12 protein-coding genes are annotated in these 23,731 nt (G+C 43.4%); 9 read left to right on the top strand and 3 right to left on the bottom strand.

The window, feature by feature from the left end; genetic code table 11:
* Positions 1-184: 184 nt before the first annotated feature.
* From OCK74_RS10000 to OCK74_RS09965, 8 genes are all read left to right on the top strand, one after another.
* The gene (locus OCK74_RS10000; protein ID WP_279296888.1) at positions 185-2,083 is read left to right on the top strand and encodes a glycoside hydrolase family 97 protein; all 1,899 of its coding nucleotides are present in this window, start codon (positions 185-187) and stop codon (positions 2,081-2,083) included.
* A 110-nt stretch (positions 2,084-2,193) separates the two neighbouring features.
* Positions 2,194-2,490 (top strand): MFS transporter, encoded by a 297-nt coding sequence (locus tag OCK74_RS09995; RefSeq protein ID WP_279296893.1) that lies wholly within the window; start codon positions 2,194-2,196, stop codon positions 2,488-2,490.
* A 66-nt stretch (positions 2,491-2,556) separates the two neighbouring features.
* Positions 2,557-4,200, top strand: coding sequence for a hypothetical protein (locus tag OCK74_RS09990; protein WP_279296887.1), 1,644 nt, complete (start codon positions 2,557-2,559; stop codon positions 4,198-4,200).
* A 1-nt stretch (position 4,201) separates the two neighbouring features.
* On the top strand, positions 4,202-6,160 hold the full coding sequence (locus OCK74_RS09985; protein ID WP_279296886.1) for a glycoside hydrolase family 127 protein: 1,959 nt from the start codon (positions 4,202-4,204) through the stop codon (positions 6,158-6,160).
* Positions 6,161-6,196: 36 nt separating this feature from the next.
* Positions 6,197-9,577: an alginate lyase family protein gene (locus OCK74_RS09980; protein WP_279296885.1), complete on the top strand. Its 3,381-nt coding sequence runs from the start codon at positions 6,197-6,199 to the stop codon at positions 9,575-9,577.
* A 226-nt stretch (positions 9,578-9,803) separates the two neighbouring features.
* Positions 9,804-14,315, top strand: a complete 4,512-nt coding sequence (locus OCK74_RS09975) for an alginate lyase family protein (RefSeq protein ID WP_279296884.1) — start codon at positions 9,804-9,806, stop codon at positions 14,313-14,315.
* 214 nt (positions 14,316-14,529) lie between these two features.
* Positions 14,530-15,171: a pseudouridine synthase gene (locus tag OCK74_RS09970; RefSeq protein WP_341483184.1), complete on the top strand. Its 642-nt coding sequence runs from the start codon at positions 14,530-14,532 to the stop codon at positions 15,169-15,171.
* 232 nt (positions 15,172-15,403) lie between these two features.
* Positions 15,404-15,733 (top strand): RNA recognition motif domain-containing protein, encoded by a 330-nt coding sequence (locus tag OCK74_RS09965; RefSeq protein ID WP_279296882.1) that lies wholly within the window; start codon positions 15,404-15,406, stop codon positions 15,731-15,733.
* 61 nt (positions 15,734-15,794) lie between these two features.
* Here OCK74_RS09965 and OCK74_RS09960 read toward each other — a convergent pair whose 3' ends face one another.
* Together OCK74_RS09960 and OCK74_RS09955 are read right to left on the bottom strand one after the other, a co-directional pair.
* Positions 15,795-16,184, bottom strand: coding sequence for a response regulator (locus OCK74_RS09960; RefSeq protein ID WP_279296881.1), 390 nt, complete (start codon positions 16,182-16,184; stop codon positions 15,795-15,797).
* A gap of 3 nt (positions 16,185-16,187) precedes the next feature.
* On the bottom strand, positions 16,188-20,000 hold the full coding sequence (locus tag OCK74_RS09955; protein WP_279296880.1) for an ATP-binding protein: 3,813 nt from the start codon (positions 19,998-20,000) through the stop codon (positions 16,188-16,190).
* Positions 20,001-20,382: 382 nt separating this feature from the next.
* Between OCK74_RS09955 and OCK74_RS09950 the strand changes: the two genes are divergently transcribed.
* Positions 20,383-22,479, top strand: coding sequence for a carbohydrate-binding protein (locus tag OCK74_RS09950; RefSeq protein ID WP_279296879.1), 2,097 nt, complete (start codon positions 20,383-20,385; stop codon positions 22,477-22,479).
* Between the two features lie 147 nt (positions 22,480-22,626).
* On the opposite strand, the gene OCK74_RS09945 is transcribed toward OCK74_RS09950, so the two are convergent.
* Entirely contained in the window at positions 22,627-23,649 is a 1,023-nt protein-coding gene (locus OCK74_RS09945; RefSeq protein WP_279296878.1) for a LacI family DNA-binding transcriptional regulator, read from the bottom strand.
* Between the last annotated feature and the right edge of the window lie 82 nt (positions 23,650-23,731).

Below are 23,731 nucleotides of genomic sequence, written 5' to 3'. Positions count from 1 at the left end.
CCCAATGGTGGTGAAATAGACGCTTCCATCATTTATGCTGATTACTACTATATCGAAGCATTACTCAGAGCAAAAAAACTAAAAGAAGGAAAGAGCCTTTATGAAAAGCTGTAAATAGAAATCTGGATGAATGGAGGCTTACTCTGTCCCTGTTATCAACAAAATTCAAACCATTGGAATATATATGAAACTTTTCTTCCTGCTAATGCCTGTTGTAATGTACATACAAGTTGCTGCGCAACAAGTAGTGCCGGGTTCTCAAACGACCATTCAGTCACCGGATCAAAATCTCTCCATTGAATTTTACCAGAAAAGTAAAGGGGAGGGAAAGCGTACCCTTTATTACTCTGTTACCTATAAAAATAAACCAGTCATTAGGGAATCAGCATTAGATCTTCAACTCGACAACCACCTCTCTGAAAGTGCCATGGCTTTGAAGGTAGATACCCATGCCCGCTGGATGGAAAATCTATCTGTTAAAAAGATCACTACTGAAACAAAGGATACTAACTGGCAACCGGTAGCTGGTGAGCGTCAGACCATTCGTGATCATTATAATGCTGCTTCCATTGAGCTGGTTAAGGAAGACAATCCTATTTATCCTGTTCATGTGCAAATAAGGGCATACAATGAAGGGGCTGCAATGCGTTTCTTCTTTCCTGAAAATGAAAAAGGAACATATTATCGTGTAGTGTCAGAAAACACTGAATTTACATTGCCTGAAGGCACCATGGCCTGGCATCATTCCTGGGCGCAGGCTCCTTATCAATTGTTGCCCCTGAGTAACTGGCCTAATGAAAGTGAACGTCCATTAACGCTGCAACTGCCTAGCGGATTGTTTGCCTGCCTGGCAGAAGCCCAGATGGTGGATTACAGTCGTACCAAGTTTAAATTAAGCAAGGAAAAGCCCAATACCATAGTAACTTCCATACACGATCCTGCTGACCTGATCTCTCCCTTTGCCACACCCTGGCGGTTGATCATGGTAGCGGAAAAGCCCGGGGAGCTGATTGAGCATAATTATGTTGTACTCAATCTGAATGAGCCCAATAAGATCAAAGATACCAGCTGGGTCAAGCCAGGCAAGATCATGCGGGTCATGAGTCAGACTACAGATGATGCTCTGGCCAACATAGACTTTGCTGTAGCCCAGGGCCTTCAGTATGTGTTATTCGACTGGAAGTGGTATGGGCCAGCTTTCAGCTTTAGCTCAGATGCCACCAAAGTTGCTATCCCCAACTTTGACTTGCTTCGTATAATTCAGTATGGAAAAGAGAAAGGCATTGGTGTGTGGCTCTATGTCAACCAGCAGGCATTGCTGGCACAATTGGATTCATTGTTTGCTACTTATAAAAAGTGGGGTGTGGCTGGTGTGAAGTTTGGCTTTGTACAGGTAGGGTCCCACCGCTGGACCACCTGGGTGGAACAGGCCATTCAAAAGGCCGCAGAAAATGGTATCATGGTAAATATCCATGATGACTGGCGTCCGACGGGAGAACAACGCACCTGGCCGAACCTGATGACTGCTGAAGGCATTCGTGGCAACGAGGAAATGCCGGATGCTACTCACAATACCGTGCTTCCCTTTACCCGCTACATTGCGGGCGCAGCTGATTACACCATTTGTTATTTTGACAAAAGGATCAAAACCACGCATGCCCACCAACTGGCCATGGCAGCTGTTTATTATAGCCCCATTCAAACCCTATTCTGGTATGATAAACCTGCTGCTTATGAAGGAGAACCAGAATTGGAATTCTGGAAGAAGATTCCAACTACCTGGGATGAAACAAAGGTATTGCAAGGAGCGCCGGGACAATTCATTACCACAGCAAGAAGAAAAGGGGATGAGTGGTTTGTTGGAACGCTCACCAACAACGAAAGCAGAATCTTAAAAGTTCCACTCAACTTTTTACGTGCAGGAAAGAAGTACCTAGCTTTTATTTACTCGGATGATCCAAAGGGCGCAACCAAAACGAAAGTCAGCGTAGAGAAAAGGAAAGTTGATAGTAAAACAGTATTGACGGTAAATCTATTGCCATCAGGAGGGCAAGCTATTTGGCTGACGCCTGAAATAAAATAGACAAATACACCTTGGTCCATTGACGATTCGCCATTCACCAAACACAAACAACATATAAACCACTAACGTATGCATATTCAAACAGAAAATGTTGCCCACTATGAAACTATATCGCGTTTTTTGCCTTTTCACAAGGTGCTGTTATTTGGGTGTTTATTTCCGAGATCTTCCCCAATTCTGTTCGCTCCCAGGGTGGTTCATTAGGATCTTTTACCCATTGGATCATGGCGGCGATTATTTCCTGGACCTTCCCGGTGATCGTTGAAAGCAGTTCCAATGGTGGTTTCTACTCTTTTATATTCTATAGTGGCATGATGCTGCTTTCTTTCATCTTTATCTGGAGGGTAATGCCGGAGACTAAAGGAAAGTCACTGGAGCAAATCCAAAAAGAATTGGGCATAAAGTAAAAAGAATGATGAAACAATATAGTTCCATTCCGCTGTTACGAGCAAAAAGATCAAATGGAATCTAATATGGAAAAGACTTTATTGATAAGAAAACATTTTATAGCATTTATCATTTTCATCTTGCAAATGCACCTAGTGCGAGCGGCGGAGTGGCAATGGTCAGTTGAAGTGAAAAGCGTTGTATCCAGTGAGACCAATGGTCATCCAAGAGCATTCCTTTGGATACCACCTGACTGCAAACAGGTGCGTGGTGTGGTGGTTGGTCAACACAACATGACTGAAGAAGGCATTTTGGAACATCCTCATTTTCGGAAAGCGATGACAGAGCTTGGCTTCGCAGAGGTATGGGTTTCTCCGGGTATCAATGTTGTCTTTGATTTTAATAGGGAGGCAGGTGAACAATTCAACGAGATGATGCAATCACTGGCAAATGAATCGGGTTATACCGAGTTAGCATTGGCCCCAGTTGTACCGATTGGTCATTCGGCGCTAGCCAGCTTTCCCTGGAATTTTGCAACCTGGAATCCTGCGCGAACGCTGGCTATTCTTTCTATTCATGGCGATGCACCGCTTACCAACCTGACAGGCAGCGGGCGTCCTAACCCTGAATGGGGCAATCGCAATATTGAAGGCATACCCGGACTGATGGTAATCGGTGAATATGAATGGATGGAAGAAAGGGTTTCGCCAGCGATGAAATTCCGGTCCATGTACCCCAATGCGCCTATTTCACTTTTAGCAGATGCTGGACATGGACATTTTGATTACTCAGATGCTTTAATAAAGTATCTCGCCCTGTTCATTCAAAAGGCAGCAAAGTACCGGTTACCAGCTACAATATCTTTAGACAAGCCGGCTTCACTAAAGCCTGTAGATCCAAAGAAAGGTTGGCTTTTGGACAAATGGCGTAAAGACGAACCGCTTAAAGCCAGTGCTGCAACTTATACAGACTATAAAGGTGATCGAGCAGAAGCGTTCTGGTATTTCGATCAAGAAATAGCAAGAGCAACAGAGCAATATTATGCAGTATCTAGGGGTAAACGGCCGCAATACCTGCGCTTTGCGCAAGAAAGAAAGTTGGTGCCATATACGGGTGGGCACCCGCAATACAGGCCACAATTCATGCCTATGGATGATGGTATCAGTTTCAAGATCACACCTGTTTTTAGTGATACTATTTTTCGTAATGCAGAAAAGCCCTTGGTGTGTACGACTGGCCATGCTGGCGGTGATCCCGTCATTTCAAGGATCTGCGGGCCTGTGGTGCAAACTGGTACGAACACTTTCCGCCTGCAGTTCTATCGCATGGGTATGAACAATCCTCGACGTTCAAATGATATTTGGCTGTTGGCCAGTCATCCCGGTGATCAAAAATATAAGAGCGTGGTACAGCAAGCCGATATAAGATTCCCGCTAAAAAATACGGAAGGCGCGGAACAGAAGATTACGTTCCCGGCACTGGGCGATCAAAAAGAAAGTGTCAAGACGCTGACACTTGGAGCAACCTCCAATTCCGGCATGCAGGTTTATTACTATGTACAGGAAGGACCAGCCGAGATAGAAGGTAACATATTGAAGTTCACAAAAATTCCTCCCCGGTCCAAGTTCCCGGTTAAGGTAACGGTTGTTGCATGGCAATATGGACGTTCGATGGAACCTAAGGTTCAAAGTGCACAGCCGGTCATTCAAAGTTTTTTTTTAACGAAATAGCATGAAAAGACAAACATTATTAGGGTTGATGATCCTGTGCTTCTTTTGTGGTAAGGCTCAGTCCCATTATCCAGGACAGCATAAAGGCAAGTTCGCCATTGCGGACCAATTAAAGCCTGCAGTTTATGCATTTGACTTGCAGGATGTGCGCCTGTTGGACAGCCGTTTCAAGGAGAATATGGAACGGGAACAAAAATGGTTACAATCCATAGAACCCTATAGATTGCTGCATTCTTTTCGTACGAATGCAGGTGTTTATGCGGGTAATGAGGGCGGTTATCATGTGGTAAATAAGCTGGGTGGATGGGAGTCTTTGGATTGTGAGGTGCGTGGGCACTCAGCTGGTCATATTCTTTCGGGATTAGCTTTGATGTACGCATCAACAGGAGATGGACAATACAAGATCAAAGGAGACAGCCTGGTGAGGGGACTTTCAGAAGTGCAGATAGCTTTAAACCAGGATGGTTACCTGAGCGCTTTTCCGCAGGAGTTGATTAACCGAAATATGCGTGGACAAAGGGTATGGGCACCCTGGTATACCTTGCACAAGATCTTATCCGGACTGATCGATCAATATCTATACTGCGAAAACAAGCAGGCGTTAGATGTAGCTTCCAGGATGGGTTCATGGGCTTATCAAAAGCTAAAGCCAGTAACTCCTAAACAACGCACCATTATGCTGCGCAACGAGTTTGGCGGGATCAATGAATCGTTTTATAACCTGTATGCTATTACTGGTAATAAAGAGTATCAGTGGCTGGCTGAATTCTTTTACCATAATGAAATGCTGGACCCTTTAAAGGAGGAAAAAGACATACTCGAAAAGAAACATGCCAATACCTACATTCCTAAATTATTGGGATTGACACGTGATTATGAATTGGAAGGTAAGGGCGACGGCCATAAGGTAGCTGACTTTTTCTGGCAGACTGTGATCGATCATCATTCATTTGCTACAGGCAGCAACAGTGATCAGGAAAAATTCTTTAAACCAGATCATCAGTCTGAGCACCTTACCGGTTACACAGGTGAGTCGTGCAATGTGTATAATATGCTCAAGCTTACCCGGCATTTATTCACACACACTGCCGAATCAAAGTATGCGGATTATTATGAAAAAGCATTGTATAACCACATCCTGGGTCAACAGGATCCTGCAACCGGGATGATTGCTTACTTCCTGCCCATGTTGCCTGGAGCGCATAAAGTATATAGTACTCCGGAGCATTCTTTCTGGTGTTGTGTTGGTAGTGGTTTTGAGAACCAGGCTAAGTATGGTGAAGCCATTTATTATCATGATCAGGACGGCCTGTATGTGAATCTCTTTATTCCCTCTGAACTTACTTGGAAGGAAAAAGGCATGAAGGTCCGCCTGGAATCCAGTTTTCCTGAAGAGGGGACTACGTTGTTAACTATAGAAGCAGCACCTGGTGTACCTGCTGCATTGCACATACGTTATCCATCATGGGCAGTTGCAGGAGCTTCTGTTACTGTAAATGGTAAAAAAATACCCGTTAAAGGAAAGCCTGGAAGTTATATATCTATCAACCGAAAGTGGAACAAGGGGGATCGTGTAGCTGTTCATTTTCCCATGACCCTTAGGTCAATACCTGCCAATGATAATCCCGGCACAGTTGCCTTTGCCTATGGACCCATTGTATTGGCTGGTGTTATGGGCACAGAAGGAATGACGATACCTGCACCTTATTCAAACCCTGAGTTATACAACGATTACTACACGTACAATTACAATGTACCTCAAGGTATCAGCAATGTGTTGGATATAGATGTTGAGAAACCTGATGCTTCCATAAAACCTGTTGCCGGGGAAAAACTGACGTTTAAAACCGCAAAAGAAGGTGTGCTGTTGAAACCGCTCTATGATATTCACCGGGAGCGTTATGTGGTGTATTGGAACATAAACCCTGGCTCGTCAAAAGATAAAGTAAAACATCAATAAAGTAGTTAATAGCGTAACCTGAATACACAGCCATCAATGAAAAAACAATTTTTTCTTTTATGCTTTTACATCATTTGTGTAGGAAGTGTTCAAGCCCAGGAACTGGTGACATATCCTGCCCCCCAGGGTGTAGTTTATTTGCAGCACAATGATGATTACACAGTAAAAGTGCGCAAACCGGGTGGGGAGTGGCAGGACCTTTTTGAATACAACGTCCAGGTAGATCTGGACAAACCACAGGATGCTTCCATGGTTTACTTCGATCACTTGGGTGCTGTGGAGGTAGCCGTGCGTAAAAACAATGGCAGTGTACAATCAGTGGAGGTGCGTCCAAGCTCATATGGAATTCATCCTGCAGTGCAGGGAAATACAGTTTTTTTCACTTTGGCAAAGCCTTCCAAAGTATCTGTAGAATTCAACGGGGATAAGCTGCACAACCTGCATGTTTTTGGTAATGCAATGGAAAAGGAAAAACCAAACCCTAAGGATACCAATGTCATCTACTTTGGTCCCGGTGTCCATCAGCCCAAAGACTTACCGGGTGATGAAATCAACATTCCAAGCGGTAAGACCGTGTATATTGCTGGTGGGGCTGTAGTTAAAGCCAAATTGGTATGCGACAGGGTAAGCAATGTTAAAATAATGGGAAGGGGCATCTTGTTGCAACCACAAAGAGGTGTGGAGGTTAGGCATTCCACCAATGTTTCGATTGAAGGGATCATTATAGTGAATCCAAAGCACTACACTGTTTATGGCGGAGGGGCTAACAAACTGACCATCCGCAACATCAAATCATTCAGTTCTAATGGCTGGAGTGATGGCATAGACCTGATGAGTTGTAGCGATGTGACCATTGATGATGTGTTCATGCGCAACTCAGATGATTGTATTGCCATTTATGGTCACCGCTGGGATTATTATGGCGATGTCCGTAACTATAGTGTCACCAATTCTACGCTTTGGGCCGACATTGCCCATCCCATCAACATTGGACTTCACGGCAATACTGAAAAGGAAGGAGAAGTCATTGAAAACCTTTCATTCAAAAATATTGACATCCTGGAGCAGGATGAAGATGATCCGGATTACCAGGGCTGCATGGCAATTAGTGATGGCGACCTGAACCTGGTGCAGAACATCTCTTTTGAAGATATCCGTATTGAAGATTTCCAGGAAGGACAACTCCTAAACCTGCGCGTAGTGAACAATGCCAAGTACAATACTGGTCCGGGCAGAGGCATTAGGAACATCACCTTCAGGAATATCAACTATAAAGGGATAAACCTGAACCCTTCTCTCATTCAAGGTTTAGATGCAGGGCATGGCATTCAAAATATCACCATTGAAGAACTGAGCATCAACGGCAAACTGGTAAAGGATGAAGATGAAGCTAATATAAAAATCGGGGCATTCACGCAAGGGGTCGTATTTACCAATGGAAAGGAGAATGGTGTGAGCAGAGCTGGCGCCCAGTCTTTCGCACACCCTGGTATCTTGCACAGCCGTGAAGACCTGGAACGGATGCGGAAAGCCGTAGCTAACAGGGAAGAACCTGTTTTTTCAGGTTATCAGGTATTTATTCAAAATCCAGCATCGCAATACACTTATCAAATGCAGGGGCCCTTGGAAATAGTGGGCCGCAATCCCACCGTCGGGCAGGGAACATATGACAGTGACGCCAATGCCGCCCATCAAAACGCAGTGATGTGGGCAATCACCGGTGACAGGCGATATGCGGATAAAGCCATTGAAATCGTCAATGCCTGGTCCAAAACTTTAAAATCCATTACCGGCCGTGATGCTGTACTGATGGCGGGCCTTGGTCCTTTTAAAATGGTCAATGCGGCTGAGATCCTCCGCTATACAAACTCAGGTTGGGCTGAAACCGACATCCAACAAAGTGAAAAGCATTTCAGGGAGGTGATTTATCCGGTGATCAAGGATTTTGCCCCTTTTGCCAATGGCAACTGGGATGCGGCTGCTATGAAAACCGTCATGGCCATTGGTGTGTTCTGTAACGACCGTCAATTATTTGAGAAGGCGCTGCGCTACTATGTTGCAGGACATGGAAATGGCAGCCTGACCCATTACATCATCAACGATGAGGGACAAATACAGGAAAGCGGTCGTGACCAGGGGCATACGCAACTGGGGATCGGCATGCTGGCAGAATGTTCAGAGATCGCTTGGAAGCAGGGATTAGACTTGTATGCGTACCACAACAATCGTCTGTTGAAAGGTTTCGAATACGTAGCCAAATTCAACCTGGGTGATGAAGTGCCTTTTACAGAATCCCTGGACAGAACAGGTAAATACTTCCATATAAATATTGCCCGCCAGGACCGCGGCCCTTTGCGTGCAGTATACGAACAGGTATTCAATCACTATGTAAACCGTATAGGGATACAGGCTCCTTTCACCAGGCAGGCTGCGGAGAAAATCCGTCCAGAAGGACCTGGAAAACCAGGCGCTGACCATCCGGGCTATGGAACCTTGTTTTTTACAATACCTACTGAAAGAACTGGTGCATTACCTGCTATGGTGCCTGCTGCACCTGGTGGTTTGATTGCTGTGGGATCTTCTAAAGAAAACACCCTGACTTGGATTGCTTCAATAGGGGCAACAAGTTACACAGTGAAAAGGGCTGCCAAAAGCAGTGGTCCATATACAGTCATTGCAAAGAATGTGGAAGCAGCAAAATACACGGATAAAGATGTAAAAGCAGGGATGCTTTACTATTATACAGTCTCCGCATCCAATGCAAATGGTGAAAGTAAAAATGCTATGGAAACGGGTATTGCTGCCGGTTTGCCCAATTTATGGAAGCAACAGGACATAGGAATTGTAAATGTTCCTGGCTTTACCAAATATGATGGGCAACTTTTTACAATCGAAGGTAGCGGTATGGGCATTGATAGCAGCATTGATGCGTTTCATTATGCTTATAAGCCCGTGACTGGAAGTGGTGAAATAACGGTCAGATTCGTACCGCAACCAAGCTCTCAATTCTCAAGGATGGGTGTTATGATGCGCGAAAGACTTACTGCAGATGCGCCCCATGTATCGCTGTTACTATATCCTGGAAAGACAGGGCAAACTGAAGCGCCCAAATGGCATGTAAGGCTTTTGGCCCGTGGAAAGGCTCGCGAACAAACGGCAGTAAAAAGTTCTGGTACTGGCCTTTCTGAGCCCTCAGTAACTTATGGGAGGTTTACAGGCTATTGCTGGCTGCGTTTACAAAGAAAAGGCGACACCTTCACAGGCTTTTCTTCAATTGATGGTAAAAGTTGGACAGAGCTGGGAAGCGTTGTCGTGCCTGTAAAGAAAACACTGTTTGTCGGCCTTTTGGTTGCTTCAGGTATGCCCAATTCAACAACTATCATGTTTGATCGTGTAAGAGTACAAGCAGCGGAGTAAATTGTTCTTCTGACCCCGATGACTCTGCCGCTTTACCTATAGCAAAGATGGGCAAACCTTCAAATAAATAGGTCAATCCTTTGTGGCAAATCCTGACAAATGGATAGACTCTAAGGTTGGATTGTTATGTAGAACCTCCACTTCTAAACATATTTGTTGCAATCCTTTTTTTTCAAGCCTTACACTGGTATAAAAATGTTCTTCAATAACCCCCAATAAAATTAACATGAACGTAAAAACGACCTTGCCGCTTTCGTGGGCGCTCTTTGTTCACAGTAAATGCTTTAGACAGCAGAAATCATTTACTGGTAGGAGGAAAAAAAATATCGGTAACTTCTTATTGCTATTGTTATGTTTTGTCTTTTTTGCAGGACAAACCGTAACAGCTCAATCTTTTGTCCATCCCGGCTTACTCCACAAACAATCGGACCTGGATCGTATGAAAGAAAAGGTTGCCGCAGGTGAGGAACCATGGAAATCGAGTTACGATATCCTGGTTGCCAATTCACATTCTTCTCTTACCCGCGCCTATGCTAACCCTGTTCCAAGTGTTATTTATAGAGGATTTGACGGGACGAACCCAGAAAATTATGCATCGCTTTTCAGGGACGTTGCTTCAGCATATGCAACAGCGCTGCGTTGGAAAATTTCAGGGGATGAAGCTTATGCAGAAAAATCTATTTCAATTATGAATGCTTGGTCTGCATCATTAACAGCCATCAGCGGAACTTCTGATAAATTTCTGGCAGCTGGAATTTATGGCTATCAGTTTGCTAATGCAGCAGAGATCATGCGGACATATAGTGGATGGGTACCTGCAGACTTTGATCGCTTTAAAAATATGATGTTGACAGTTTTTTACCCTATGAATAAAAACTTCCTTGAAACCCATAATGGAGCTTGCATCAGCAATTACTATGCGAACTGGGATCTTGCCAATATGTCCTCAATGATCAGCATAGGTGTGCTATGCGATAGGAGGGACATCTATAACGAAGCAGTAGATTATTTTAAAAATGGAGCTGGTAACGGATCTATAAAAAACATGGTGCCATATCTGTATGGGGAACTCGGGCAATTTCAGGAAAGCGGTCGTGACCAGGGACATGCCATGCTTTGCGTAGCACTGTCCGCGTCCTTTTGTGAAATGGCCTGGAATCAAGGTGATGATTTCTATGGGTATGACAACAACCGTTTGCTGAAGGCGTATGAATATATTGCGAGGTATAATCTTGGATACGACGTACCTTTTACTACTTATTCCAACTGTATTGGTGTTATTCAGACAGTGGTATCTCCTGATGGTCGAGGTAATGTTCGTCCGGCATGGGAAATAGTTTATAACCATTATGTAAATAGAAAAGGTTTAAATGCTCCTTATATCAGCCTGTACGCACAACGGGTGCGACCTGAAGGTGGAGGTGGTAACTATGGTCCCAATAGTGGCGGGTACGATCAGCTAGGTTATGGATCGTTAACTTTTTCACTGGGTGAGTCTGCAAAACCTGGTAACCAAACAATCGCCTTTCCTGCAATAAGTACCAAAGAGTATAATGCGCCTGATTTTGATCCGGGAGCTACAGCCTCTTCGGGCCTACCGGTTTTTTATTCTGTTCTAGATCCTAATGTGGCTTCAGTAAATGCTGATGGTACCATTCATATTTTAAAACCAGGGACAACTGTTATTTATGCGCAACAAATAGGGAATGACACATATTATGCAGCACCCGTTGCGCAGCAAATTTTAACGGTAAACAAAGTTCCCGGTACAAATGACGGAACTTGGAGCAATGCAAATGGAACGATAACTACAGCTATAACCTCTACCAGTGGCAACCCGACACTGACCTGGCTGGGACAGACTTTTGCAATTGGTAATCTAATTAAATTAACCAATATAGTTCCAGGCGGTTTTACACCCAATACCACATATTATGTTGTGTTTGCAAGTGGGAGCACCTTTAGACTTTCCGCTACTGCAGGTGGTAGTCCCATTACACCTACCACCACCATAGCAAACGGCACGGGAGAGCGTATACCATCAGGAATTACTACCAGTACAATATCTTCTACCGGTGGCAGTCCTGATTTATTATGGCCAGGCCAAACTCTGGTAGCGGGTGAACATGTGAAATTAACAGGTACTGTACCAGGCGGATTTACTGCCAATACTGTTTATACTGTAGTAGCTGCTTCTGAAAATACTTTCCAGCTGGCCTTGAAGCCCGGTGGTACTGCAATCAATGCTACAAATACAATTACGAACGGGTCGGCACAACGTTTTCAAAAATGGCTTGTTCCAACCAACTGGAGTGGGGGTGTGCTGCCAAGTGGTAATAATGCAACTGCTACATTTGGTGGTATCTCCTTTGCGAATATTCCAGGCGTAACGCTTGAAGATAACATCACGATCGGAACATTAAGTTATGCGGCAGGTGGAACATCGGAATTGACACTGGCAAGCGGATTAAACGATGGTAAATTAACTTTTGCTACACTTTCGGGAATGCCTTCCATTGATATGACATTGATCAATAGTGGAGCCCGTAAGCTTTTCATGGGAAGTGCCAACAACAATTCAAGGATTCCTCTAAAAGTAGCTGGAATACAGGGGCTTAAGGTGAAAACGCCAATATATGGGAATTCAGGGTCATTTGCAGGCTTACGCATTCAGGCAGCCATGAATTGGGACGAATTTAGCGGACCTTTGAATGTGGCACAAGGCAATATTGAACTACACAATACAACAGGCAATACATCCGATGCAGACGATGTGTTATTGCCGAAGAAGCAACGTTTGATCCTTGGTTCAGAAGGTACGGCCGTCCTGATTTTTACAGGTTCCGGTAATGCAGCAGTGAAACAAACCATTGGTGCTTTAGACGGAACTGATGATGCTTATATCATTTCGAAAACAAGCATGACAGCAAGACCCGCTACTTTGGTGATTGGAGCTGATGACCAGGATGGGAATTTTGCCGGAACTATTGGCCGCGGCCCACTGGATACTTCAAATCATAGCTTTTTTGTAGATCTGGGCAGGGTTGACCTGATTAAAATTGGAACAGGGACCCAGGTGATTTCAGGCCCTATTTGCAATGGTAATTTTATTAGTGGTTCCGGTGTTACTTCAACCATTACCGGTCCTAATTCAAGTGCCGTAACTGTCAATAAAGGCAAGCTTATATTAAGCGGCAACAACCTGTATCAAGGAGTAACGAATGTAAATGGAGGAACGCTTATCGTGAACGGTTCCACTCGCAGTGCCCTGTTGGTGAATGCCGGTATTTTTAGTGGCTCAGGCAGCAGTTCTGCCGCTATAACTGTTGGTACAGGTTCTGGCACAGGAGCAGCAATTGCTCCCGGTAATTCTGTAGGTACATTTACCACCACAGGCTCTATATTTTTAAATTCCGATGCAACTTATGCCCTTGAATTGAACAGTGATCTAAAAGCTTTTGACAAAATCGTTGCAAATGGTGTTACCCTGAATAACGCGAAGCTTTCTCTTACAGATCTGGGTAATAATTCCTTACTGAGTGCTGAGAGCCATTTGATCATCGACAACTCCGGTAACAAACCAGTAAGTGGTACTTTTCAAGGTCTTGAAGAAGGAAGTGTTATTTCATTAGGAGTGAATTCTTTTACAATTACATATAAAGGAGGAACAGGAAATGATGTTGCTTTAACAATCTTGAAACATGATCAAATCATAACCTTTAATGCCATAGCTGATAAAATTGCAGGTGATAGTGATTTTGATCCTCAGGCGACAGCCTCATCACAATTACCAATAACCTATATCAGTTCAAATCAAAATGTAGCAACAATTGTTAATGGTAAAGTTCATATTATAGAAGCTGGTACTGCTATGATTACTGCGATGCAGGAAGGTGATGATACCTTTGCTCCTGCAACACCAAAGACACAAACATTAACCGTATACAAACTGTATTATGTAGATGCAGATGGTGACGGTCTTGGCAAGGAGCCAAAGTTGTTAGCGGAACCAGTAGCTCCTGTAGGTTATTCTATTCTAAATACAGATTGTGATGATGCTAATCCTGTTCAATTAACAGTAGCCATTCCGGATGTCTATGCTATGAATTCGTCTGTTGATGAAAAAAATACATTGTATATTGGCTATGGTCCCTCTTCCCTTACCGTTACTGCAAAACCATCCGGAGGCACAGTTCCATATACGTATCAATGGACCACTGGAGAAACGAGTCAGTCTATACCAGTAAGCAAAGCAGGGACTTATAAAGTAAACATTGTGGATATTAAGGGGTGCACAGCCACTGCTTCTATTTCGATCAACATCCTGGATGTAACCTGTGGCAGGAACAGTGACAAGGTCATGATCTGTCATAATGGAAAAACCATCTGTGTTGCATCTTCAGATGTTCAGGATCATCTGGAGCATGGCTGCAAATTGGGTAGTTGTGCTTCTGCTTCTTCAATCAGCCTGAAAGTGGATATGGCTCCAGAGGACATCGCTACTAACAAGGTGACGCTTTATCCCAATCCGGCAACAGACAACCTGAACATACGAGTCAACAAGTTGGAAGTAGGTGCTATCATCCAGGTGTATAATGCAAGTGGTGCACTTGTGATAAAGCGACGCCTGACAAGTAACACCCAGGTTATTTCAATTAAAGGATTATCTGCAGGCATTTATTACGTCCAGGTGAAAAATGGGGAATACATGACAGGAGAAAAAGTGATAAAACAATAATATTGAAGTCTGGGGTTAATGTGCCTCAATCAAAGAAACAGGAGAGGGGGTACCCTTTCCTGCTTCCTATTCTAATCCTATTAAGACTCGATTGCCAGTCTAATGAAGAAGTCCGAGACATTGGCGGCTCCCATATAAATGCCGGACTAATAAATCTGAATAACAGGTGCGTTGGAGAGAGGTGAAGATGATGCTATTGTGCAACGACTGGTAAATGAGTGGTTATTCAGGCAAATTGCCCTATCTTGTTTTCATGAATCCAGGTCCACTCCGCTATTTTATTGTGAACAAACCTTATGGTATGGAATCACAGTTCATTAGTCCCTATCCGGGTGATTTATTAGGTGATCTTGCCTTTGATTTTCCTGAAGGTACTCATGCTATTGGCAGGCTGGATAAACATTCTGAAGGTTTGTTACTGTTGACGACGAACAAAAAGGTAACAGCCCTTCTGTTTCAGAGTGAGGTGCCCCACAAGCGCACCTATTTGGTCCAGGTGAGACATAAGATGGATGCGGAAGCCCTGCATCAGTTACGCACGGGTGTAACGATCAGGATAAAAGGAGGAGGTGAATACACAACACCTCCCTGCGAGGTTCAGATCGTGGAGCCGCCGGGGGATATTTTTCCTTCTCCCCGTAACTTTCCAGCTTATATTACAAGCACCTGGCTGTTGATAACACTTACCGAGGGCAGGTATCGCCAGGTTCGTAAGATGGTAGCGGCTGTAAGGCATCGTTGTATGCGCCTGATCCGCGTATCGATTGAAGACCTGTCGTTGGGTGATCTGAAACCAGGAGAAATAAGGGAAGCTGCTGAAGATGTGTTTTTTGAACAATTAAAGCTGGAAAAATAATGTTCTGAGGGATAATTGGGGACTGATTGCCTGGTCTGGTGCATTCAAATTGATAAAATAAGGATTTCTTATGAAATAATTGGCAGATGAATTCAAATTAAATGCTATCTTCGCCACGTTAATTTGAGCTTTGCATTAGTAATCGTTAATTATTCTGCTTCACCTGCATCTTAGTTAGTTTCTTACTCCTTGCCTTTCTCAGATCTGTTAAAAAAATTATCAATAATCAAGCATGAACATTTATGTATCAAACTTAAGCTTCAACGTACAGGATGAAGACTTAAGAGAATTTTTTACTCCTTATGGAGAAGTAGCATCAGCTAAAGTGATCAGTGACAGGGAAACAGGAAGATCCAGAGGTTTTGGATTTGTGGAGATGTCTGATGATGCAGCTGCTAAAAAAGCAATTGCTGAACTGGATAGCGCAACTGTTGATGGCAGAACCATTAAAGTAATGGAAGCTAAACCTAAAGAAGACAGGCCTGCTCGTAGTAACAATCCTTTCCGTAGCAATAACGGTGGTGGTTACAAAGGTGGCGGTTTTAATAAGAACAGGTATTAAGCCAACGTCTTTATAAAGACATCTAAGAATAGAGCACTTCAGAAATGAGGTGCTTTTTTTACTACATCAATACTTTACCGAGCACTTCTGCGAGCAAACGTTTGAGCTCATTGTAATTGGTTGGCTTGGTAATAAAGAAATTGGCACCTTGGTCAAGTGACATTTCCAACTCACTTTTCAGGGACGATGTGGTATACATGACCACCGGGATGGAAGCCAGGTCATGGGTCTGCCTTACATGCTGTAGAATTTCCCAGCCACTGATTTGGGGCAGGTTAAGATCAAGGAAAATAATATCTGGCAAAAGCTTTTCTTCCTTTGACCATTCGGCTAAAGCACTTTCTCCATTTTCAAAGTATTGAAAAACAAAATGATTGCCTACCTCTTCCAATGCTTCTTGAAATACCTCTGCATCATCCCTGTCATCATCTATTAAAACAACTCTCTTCATAGTTTAAATGCTTGTTCGGTTTTGGATGATCGGGAGACGAATGGTAAAGATCGCTCCTTCACCCAGTTTGCCGGTGGCTTCTATGGAACCACCATGTCGTTCTACAATCCTTTTACATAAAGATAATCCTAAACCTGTACCTTCAAACTGGTCCTTTGAGTTAAGACGTGTAAAACTTTCAAATATTCTTTCGGCATAACGCTGGTTAAAGCCGATTCCATTATCCTGCACCTTAATAACTGCCCATCCACTTTCATGGTGAGAACCCCAATCGACAAAAATATGGATCACAGGAGGTACATCAGGCTTGGAAAATTTCAATGAATTATTGATCAGGTTATAAAACAACTGATACAACAACACGGCTGATCCTTCTATGATGGGGAGACCCGTATAATGAAGAACTGCCTGTTTCTGCGTGATCAGCAACTCCAGATCAGACTCAATATTTTGGAGAATGCCATCAAGCTGAACCGCTTCAATCTTTTGTTCGCTGGCATTGAGAACCGAATAGTTTAAAACGCCCTCGATCATGGCAAACATCCTGTCAGAAGCAGAGTCAATTTTTTGAATGAATTTCCTCGACTTTTCTGTTAAAGTATTATCTGGATCTTCAGCCAGGCGGCTATTAAAGGTTTTGATCTTGCGCAGTGGCTCTTTTAAATCATGGCTGGTTACGTGCGCAAATTGCTGCAATTCATCGTTGGAGCGTTGTAAAGAATGGTTCAGTTCATGCAATTCTGCAGTCCGCTTTCTAACTTCCTCTTCCAGTATGGTGGAATGTTCCTTGGACACGTGAATATCTGTTGCACTGCCAAACCATTTAAGAATGTTTCCGTATTTGTCTTTAAAGGGGAAAGCACGGCTCAAATGCCACCGGAAAGTTCCATCCTTCATTTGGATCCGTTGCTCCGCCTGATATGCAGTACCTTGTTCCAACGCCTGCTTCCATGTATTTGCTGTAGCAATTAAATCATCAGGGTGAACAAGTCCTTCCCATGTCCAGGTGCCGTCTTCGTTTTTATTTGCCCCGCCATATTCAGCTACCCGGTCATTAAAATAGGTAATTTGGCCGGCTTGGTTGGCCGCCCATACCAACTGGGGAACGGCATTTGCCAGCTCGTTGAGTTCTTTTTCACTTTGTTCTGTTATTCTCCGGCTGATGACCTGCTCGGTAACATCGATACCTACTGCGATAATGGAAGTGATCTCACTGTCGTCATTGCGCAAGGGTTCAAAAATAAAGTTTACGTACACTGTCTGCGGCTGTCCGAAGCGGATCAGTTCCACTGTCGTCTCATTGGCCCTGAATGTTTTGCCTGTTGTATAAACCTCTGCTAGTAATTTACCAAAACCTTGTGCCTCTATTTCTGGTAGAGCCTGCATAAGGGGCTTACCTATAACCTCTTCATTGGTTCTACCCCAGATCTCCAGTGCCATTTCGTTGGCTATTTCAATAATGCAAGAAGGGCCTTGCAAAAGCGCTGTAGCTACCGGGGAATGGCGAATGATGTTTTGCAGGTTTTTGGCAGCGGCAATCCGGCTCTTGGAAATTTTAATATTGGCATCTACCCTGGCAATCAGTTCTTTGGCCGAAAATGGCTTTATCAGGTAATCATCGGCCCCCGCCTCTAACCCTTCCACCTTGGCTTCTTCACCGGCTCTTGCGGACAATAAAATGACCGGCAGCATTTTCCTGTCGGGGTGTTGGCGCACTTTTTCTAACAAGCCAAATCCATCCAGCTTTGGCATCATCACATCAGAAAGCAAAAGATCCGGGTTGAAATGCAGGACTTTTCGGTAGGCATCTGCTCCATCTGCTGCCGTTATTACCTCAAACTGGACGGACAGCAACCGCTCCACATATTCCCTCATATCGCTGTTATCATCCACAACCAGTACTTTATACTTCTTGTCAGTAGGGGTGTTGAGCGGAGTAGGCTCCTTTGAAGCATCTGCTACACTTTCTTCTTGTTCGTCTTCTTCCGGTGAGGGAATCCACTTCATGGCTTCTTGCACATAAGCATCCGCATGACGGGCGGTTACTGATATAGAGGAATCTGTTACTATTTTATTTTCAGGCAGGTGATCTTTCCCAACCGGGATAGAAACCGTGAAAGTTGAACCTCTTCCAACTTGGCTTTCCACTTCAATAGAACCTTGGTGCAACCGTACCAGCTCTTTAACCATCGCTAGCCCGATTCCGGATCCTTCCTGGCTTCTTCCTTGTATGTTTTCTATGCGGTGAAAACGGTCAAAGATCTTTTCCAGGTGGTCGTGTGGAATGCCAACGCCCGTATCTGCAACTGAAAACTGCACCATGCTACTTTCTTCCTTTACAGATACAGTGATCGATCCTTCTTTACTGTACTTGAAGGCATTGGAAATAAGATTGAGTACAATTTTCTCCCACATGTCCACGTCAACATATACTTCCGACTTGATGTCCTCACAATGAAATTGAAGCTGCAAACCTGCTTTTTCAATAGCCGACCGGAAGGTACTGGCAAGTTCCTGCGTTAAGGAACAAATGTCTACTTTGGTAAACCACCCTTCAATTCTTCCTGCTTCAATACGGGAAAACTCTAGCAGGGTATTGACCAGTCGCTGCATGCGCAGGGCATTGCGGTAGGCAATGTCCATACGCCTTTTGTTTTCTTCAATTGTATTAAGATCATTAAGCGCTTCTTCAATGGGACCCAGCAATAAGGTTAAAGGTGTTCTGAATTCATGGCTGATGTTGGAAAAGAACGTGGTTTTAGCTTTATCGATCTCGGCCAGGGCTTCCGCACGCTTGCGCTCTTCTTCCAATACGTGCACATCAGCAAATGCAGTCGCCACCTGGTCACCTACTAAAGAAAAAAGGCTGGTGTATTTTTCTTCCAGTAACCGGTATGGATTGATGCCCACAACGAGGATGCCATAAGGGACATTCTTCCCGGTTTGGATAATGGGTATGACAATGCCATGTTTGGGGGGTACTTGCCATGCACCAGTAGGAAGATGCTTCAATATTTTTTCCGGGTATTCAAATACATGTAACTCCCTGGTAGTTAAAGCCCGGTTGATTGCTATGGCAATAGGATCATCAGAGTCTAAGAGCGTTTCTTTTAAAAATACATTTTGGTGATTACCTATGGTAGTGAAACGTTCCAGGATGGCCTTACCATCTTTGATGGTATGGAACAAGGCAAATGGAAAATCCTGCGGGTTCTCCTGCAAAGTATCTATGGTGTTTTCAATCACCTCTTGGTTGCAATGGCAATTGGCAAGTCGTTTACCCAGTTGCGTTAGTGTTTTGAGTTGCCGTTCGCTGATGATTTTATCAGTATCATCAGTATTGGCACAAAACATCCCTTCGGTTTTTCCATCGTCGCCAGGAATAGGTGTATAGGAAAATGTATAGTATGTCTCTTCCGGGTAGCCATTACGCTCCATGATGAGTAGTTGTGACTCAACATAGGTACCTTCATCTTTTTCCATCACCTGCCTGAGCATGGGCTCTATGTTCTTCCAGATTTCTTTCCACACCGCAGATGCCGGCTTGCCTAGTGCCCATGGATGCTTGCCCCCGACAATAGCCTGGTAAGGGTCATTATAGAATTTGATGAGTTCTTTCCCCCATCCGATCCAGATGGGCTGCCTGGAGGTGAGCATGATGCGGATACAGGTACGCAGACTTTGTGGCCAGTTTTCAAAAGCACCTAAAGGTGTTGTTGACCAATCGAAATTTCTGATTCGCTCACCCATTTCGCCACCGCCAGATAAAAACTCAAGGGTAGAAGATGGTTTATTATCTAAGGTACTTGATTGCATAATTAAGAGTGTGGTGTCGAAAATACTATTTATATCCCGTAAAAAAACCTCTGCTTTACTATTCGCTATTAGGATACTGCTGAATGCAAACTGAGAATTTTTTTATACAGGGGAAGCACAACAATAAACACTGCAAATGATTTAAATAAAATTAATAAAATGCTGGCATTCAAAACATAAGGCATAAACGCTAAAATAGGTGCAAAGTTTGTTATTGAAACTCCTGTTAATTGACTTCTGTAGGGTTAGTGCCATTATAAGATAACTTAGATACTTGCTCGTTATATGCCATCATTGTACTTCTTCCTGATCAAAGAAGAGGAGAAAAATGGTGGTACCATGCAGTAAGCTGGATTTTATCTAACAGATTAAGTGCGTTTGTATGAAAAACCCCTTTACTCCTAAAAAGCCATCAAACCACCTTTATGTTTTCATTTCTTTAATCCTGGTTTCAGCACCTTCCTTTGCCCAATGGCAAAGCCAGCCTAATGGATGGAAACCACGATCGGAAGTTACTTCGGTTGTTTACAACGGTAAGGTATATGCTTTTTTCGGCTTCCGTGATTCTGCGCAAAGTATTGTGGAGCCCAGCGCTGAAGTATTTGATCCGTTATCAAATACCTGGACTTTGCTCGATTCTGTGCCGCCTGGTAAAGCAGTCACGCACGCCGCAGCAGCACTGATCGATGACAATGTCTGGCATATCGGTGGTCGTGTAGGAAAACATCCCGGACCTCTTACCAGCGAAATTTGGATTTATAACATCACTGCTAATTCCTGGTCTCCTGGCCCGCAATTAATCGATCCAGCTACCGGCAACCCAATACTTTGGGCTGCAGGAGGGGCTGCATTTTTAGGCAGAACGCTTCATATCTTTGGCGGATTCATCATTACGGCCTGTAACGATGCTACATTAGGAACAGGGGATCAACAGAAATATCATCTGACCCTGAATGTAGACGACTGGTCGGCTAATCCATCGCAGCCTGCTCCTTGGAAAAATGAGTCTGCGCCGATGCCCGTCAAAAGAAATCATTTAAGTACGGTTGTACTTGGAGGCAAAATTTATGCAATAGGAGGACAATTTGGACATGATTGCGGGGGCGGCCAGGACAAGCAGTATTCGCATGTTTACAATCCCGTAACGAATACCTGGACTGCGTTGCCATCATTACCTACGCCTCGTTCTCATACTGAAGGCAGTACATTCGCAATTGATGGAAAAATATATGTCGTAGGTGGTCAGGCAACAAATGGAGCAAGTACGAACAAAGTCACTATTTTTAATCCCGCTGCAAACAATGGTGTCGGGGCCTGGAAAGATGACACGAGTTTAACCCTTCCCAAAGTGTTTGAAACTTTATCAGCAAAAGTAATTGATAACACATTCGTCATCTCTCATGGTGGCCAGCCTCGCTACAATAATCCCAGTAAAGTTACTTATTCAAGAACGTTGTCTCGAACTCCTGTTTATAAGTTGGGTTTTCTTCCGGAATGTGAGAATCTGCAGCTGCCTACAGGAAGTTTGGTAAAAACAAAAGCCTTGCTTTTTACCATTGATGGCAGTAAAGAATATACAACATCGTCTGATGCAAACTGGTTGGCGGTGACAAAAAATGCTACAGGGACAGCCATACAAAATGCAGTAGATATGGAAGCAGCAGTCAATACAGAGGGATTGGCTCCCGGTACGTACCGGGGCACCATTACGGCAACAGGCACAGAAAACGGCGCCAGTTATACTGCCGCACAATACTGTGTCAATTTAACCATACTCTCGCCAAACACGCTGGAAGCTGAAAATGCCTTTCTGAATAAAGTGGTGGTTGCGTCTAACCATCCAGGTTATACGGGAACAGGTTTTGGTGATTATATCAATAACTCCGGGGACTATATTGAATGGACTGTAAATAAACCTGGTGCAGGCGCTGTTTCATTGCAATTCCGTTATGCTAATGGTTCAACTGGTAATCGAGCATTAAAATTAGAAGTAAATCGCAAGGTCATTGCTTCTGCATTGGCATTTCCTCCTACAGGCGCATGGAACAATTGGTCAACAGTGAATATAACGGCAAACTTAATGGATGGAGTTAATAAAGTAAGATTGACAGCAATCGGTTCAAGCGGAGCAAACATCGACCACCTGGTATGGTCAGATGTGACTTCCAATGCAAACCTTACATCGATACAGGCTCAGGATCATTCAGAAACAGCCCTAACTACAGGCTTTAAAGCTTTTATTGCTCCTAATCCGGCTTCCGGACTGGCTAAATTGACTTTACAGGGATTTTCCCACGCGCCGGTTGAGATCAAAATAGCAAATACAACGGGAGGCGTTTATAAAACATTTTCGGTTAGAAATGTAAGTACAGGTCAGGTTGATTTTTCTGTTCAGGATTTACCTGCCGGAGTTTATGTAATTTTTGTAAGGCAGGGGAACGAACAGGCGTCTACTAAACTAATGGTAACGAATCATTGAGGTGATCCATCCTCGATGATTCGTGACAACGGAAGGTTCCTGTATGAGAAAGCCTTTACTTTAAAACTTCCGTTTTTGGAAACAATTGTTTATGATCTGGTTTGTTAAGTTTTTTAATTTGAATTCAATCTAGGAAGTGGTAATAATTCAAGAACGCAAAGGAGTGGAATCCCGGATGATAAGGTTGGGAGGTAAAACAATTTGATGATCCTTTGAAACATTACCGTCGATCTGGTCCAAAAGAAGTTTGACAACCTTTTTACTAATAGTTTTGATAGGTTGTGATACTACTGTGATCCCAGGAAATGCTAAACGAAAAAGATCATGATCATCAAAACAGATCACGCCAATATCAGTTGCGATTTTAATATTTAAATTCCTGAGACTTTGAAGTCCTGGAATTCCCAGGTTATTGGATGTAAACAAAATAGCATCTATAGCTGGCTGTGCTTTTATGAATGTTTCCAGTTCCTTGATCGTTTTTTGCTCCGTATTTTTGAAAGATATCTTTTTTACCAACTCTGGTAAAAAAGATATCTTATGTTTTCTTAAAGCAGCTTTATACCCTTCAACACGATCAAGGATTTGTATTTGATCTGTCTCATTCGTTACAAGAGCAATTTTTTGATACCCCTGCCTGATCAAATAGTCAACGCTATCATAAGCTCCTTTGTAGTTATCGATCGTTACATAACTACTCGGTACATTTTGGAAATAACGGTCTATTAAAACAATTGGTTTCTTTTCCCGAACTAAGTTTTCTATTTCGTTGACCATACCAGATGTGGGGGCGATAATATATCCATCCATTTGCTTATCCAGTAGTGTACCTAAAACGTTTCTTGCCTTGCCCTCATTATTTTCACTGTTGCAAAACATAACCGTATACCCAAACTTATCTGCTTCCTCTTCTACAAATTTCGCCAGGTGTCCGAAGAAATAGTTCGATATATCATCTACGATCAATCCTAATGTAAAGGTTTTGCCTGTACGTAAGCTTTTAGCAAATTGATTCGGACGGTAGTTCAATTGATCTGCCACTTTAAAAATTTCTGTGATCATCTTATCGCTGATCTTGCGTTCCTTGCCCTGTCCGTTTAAAACGATTGATACAGTTGAAAAAGATACTCCCGCTTCTTTCGCAATGTCTTTAATAGAAACCTTTTTCATATCTAAATTGAATAAATCGTTATTTCCTGGCTTTTAAAAATACAAGCAAAACTAATATATTTAAACAATTGTATGTTTTCAA

The sequence above is a fragment of the Paraflavisolibacter caeni genome (genome assembly GCF_025628885.1).
Classification (GTDB): domain Bacteria; phylum Bacteroidota; class Bacteroidia; order Chitinophagales; family Chitinophagaceae; genus Flavisolibacter; species Flavisolibacter caeni.
Note: the sequence above shows the minus strand (reverse complement) of the source record. Positions and strands in the feature narration are given on the sequence as shown.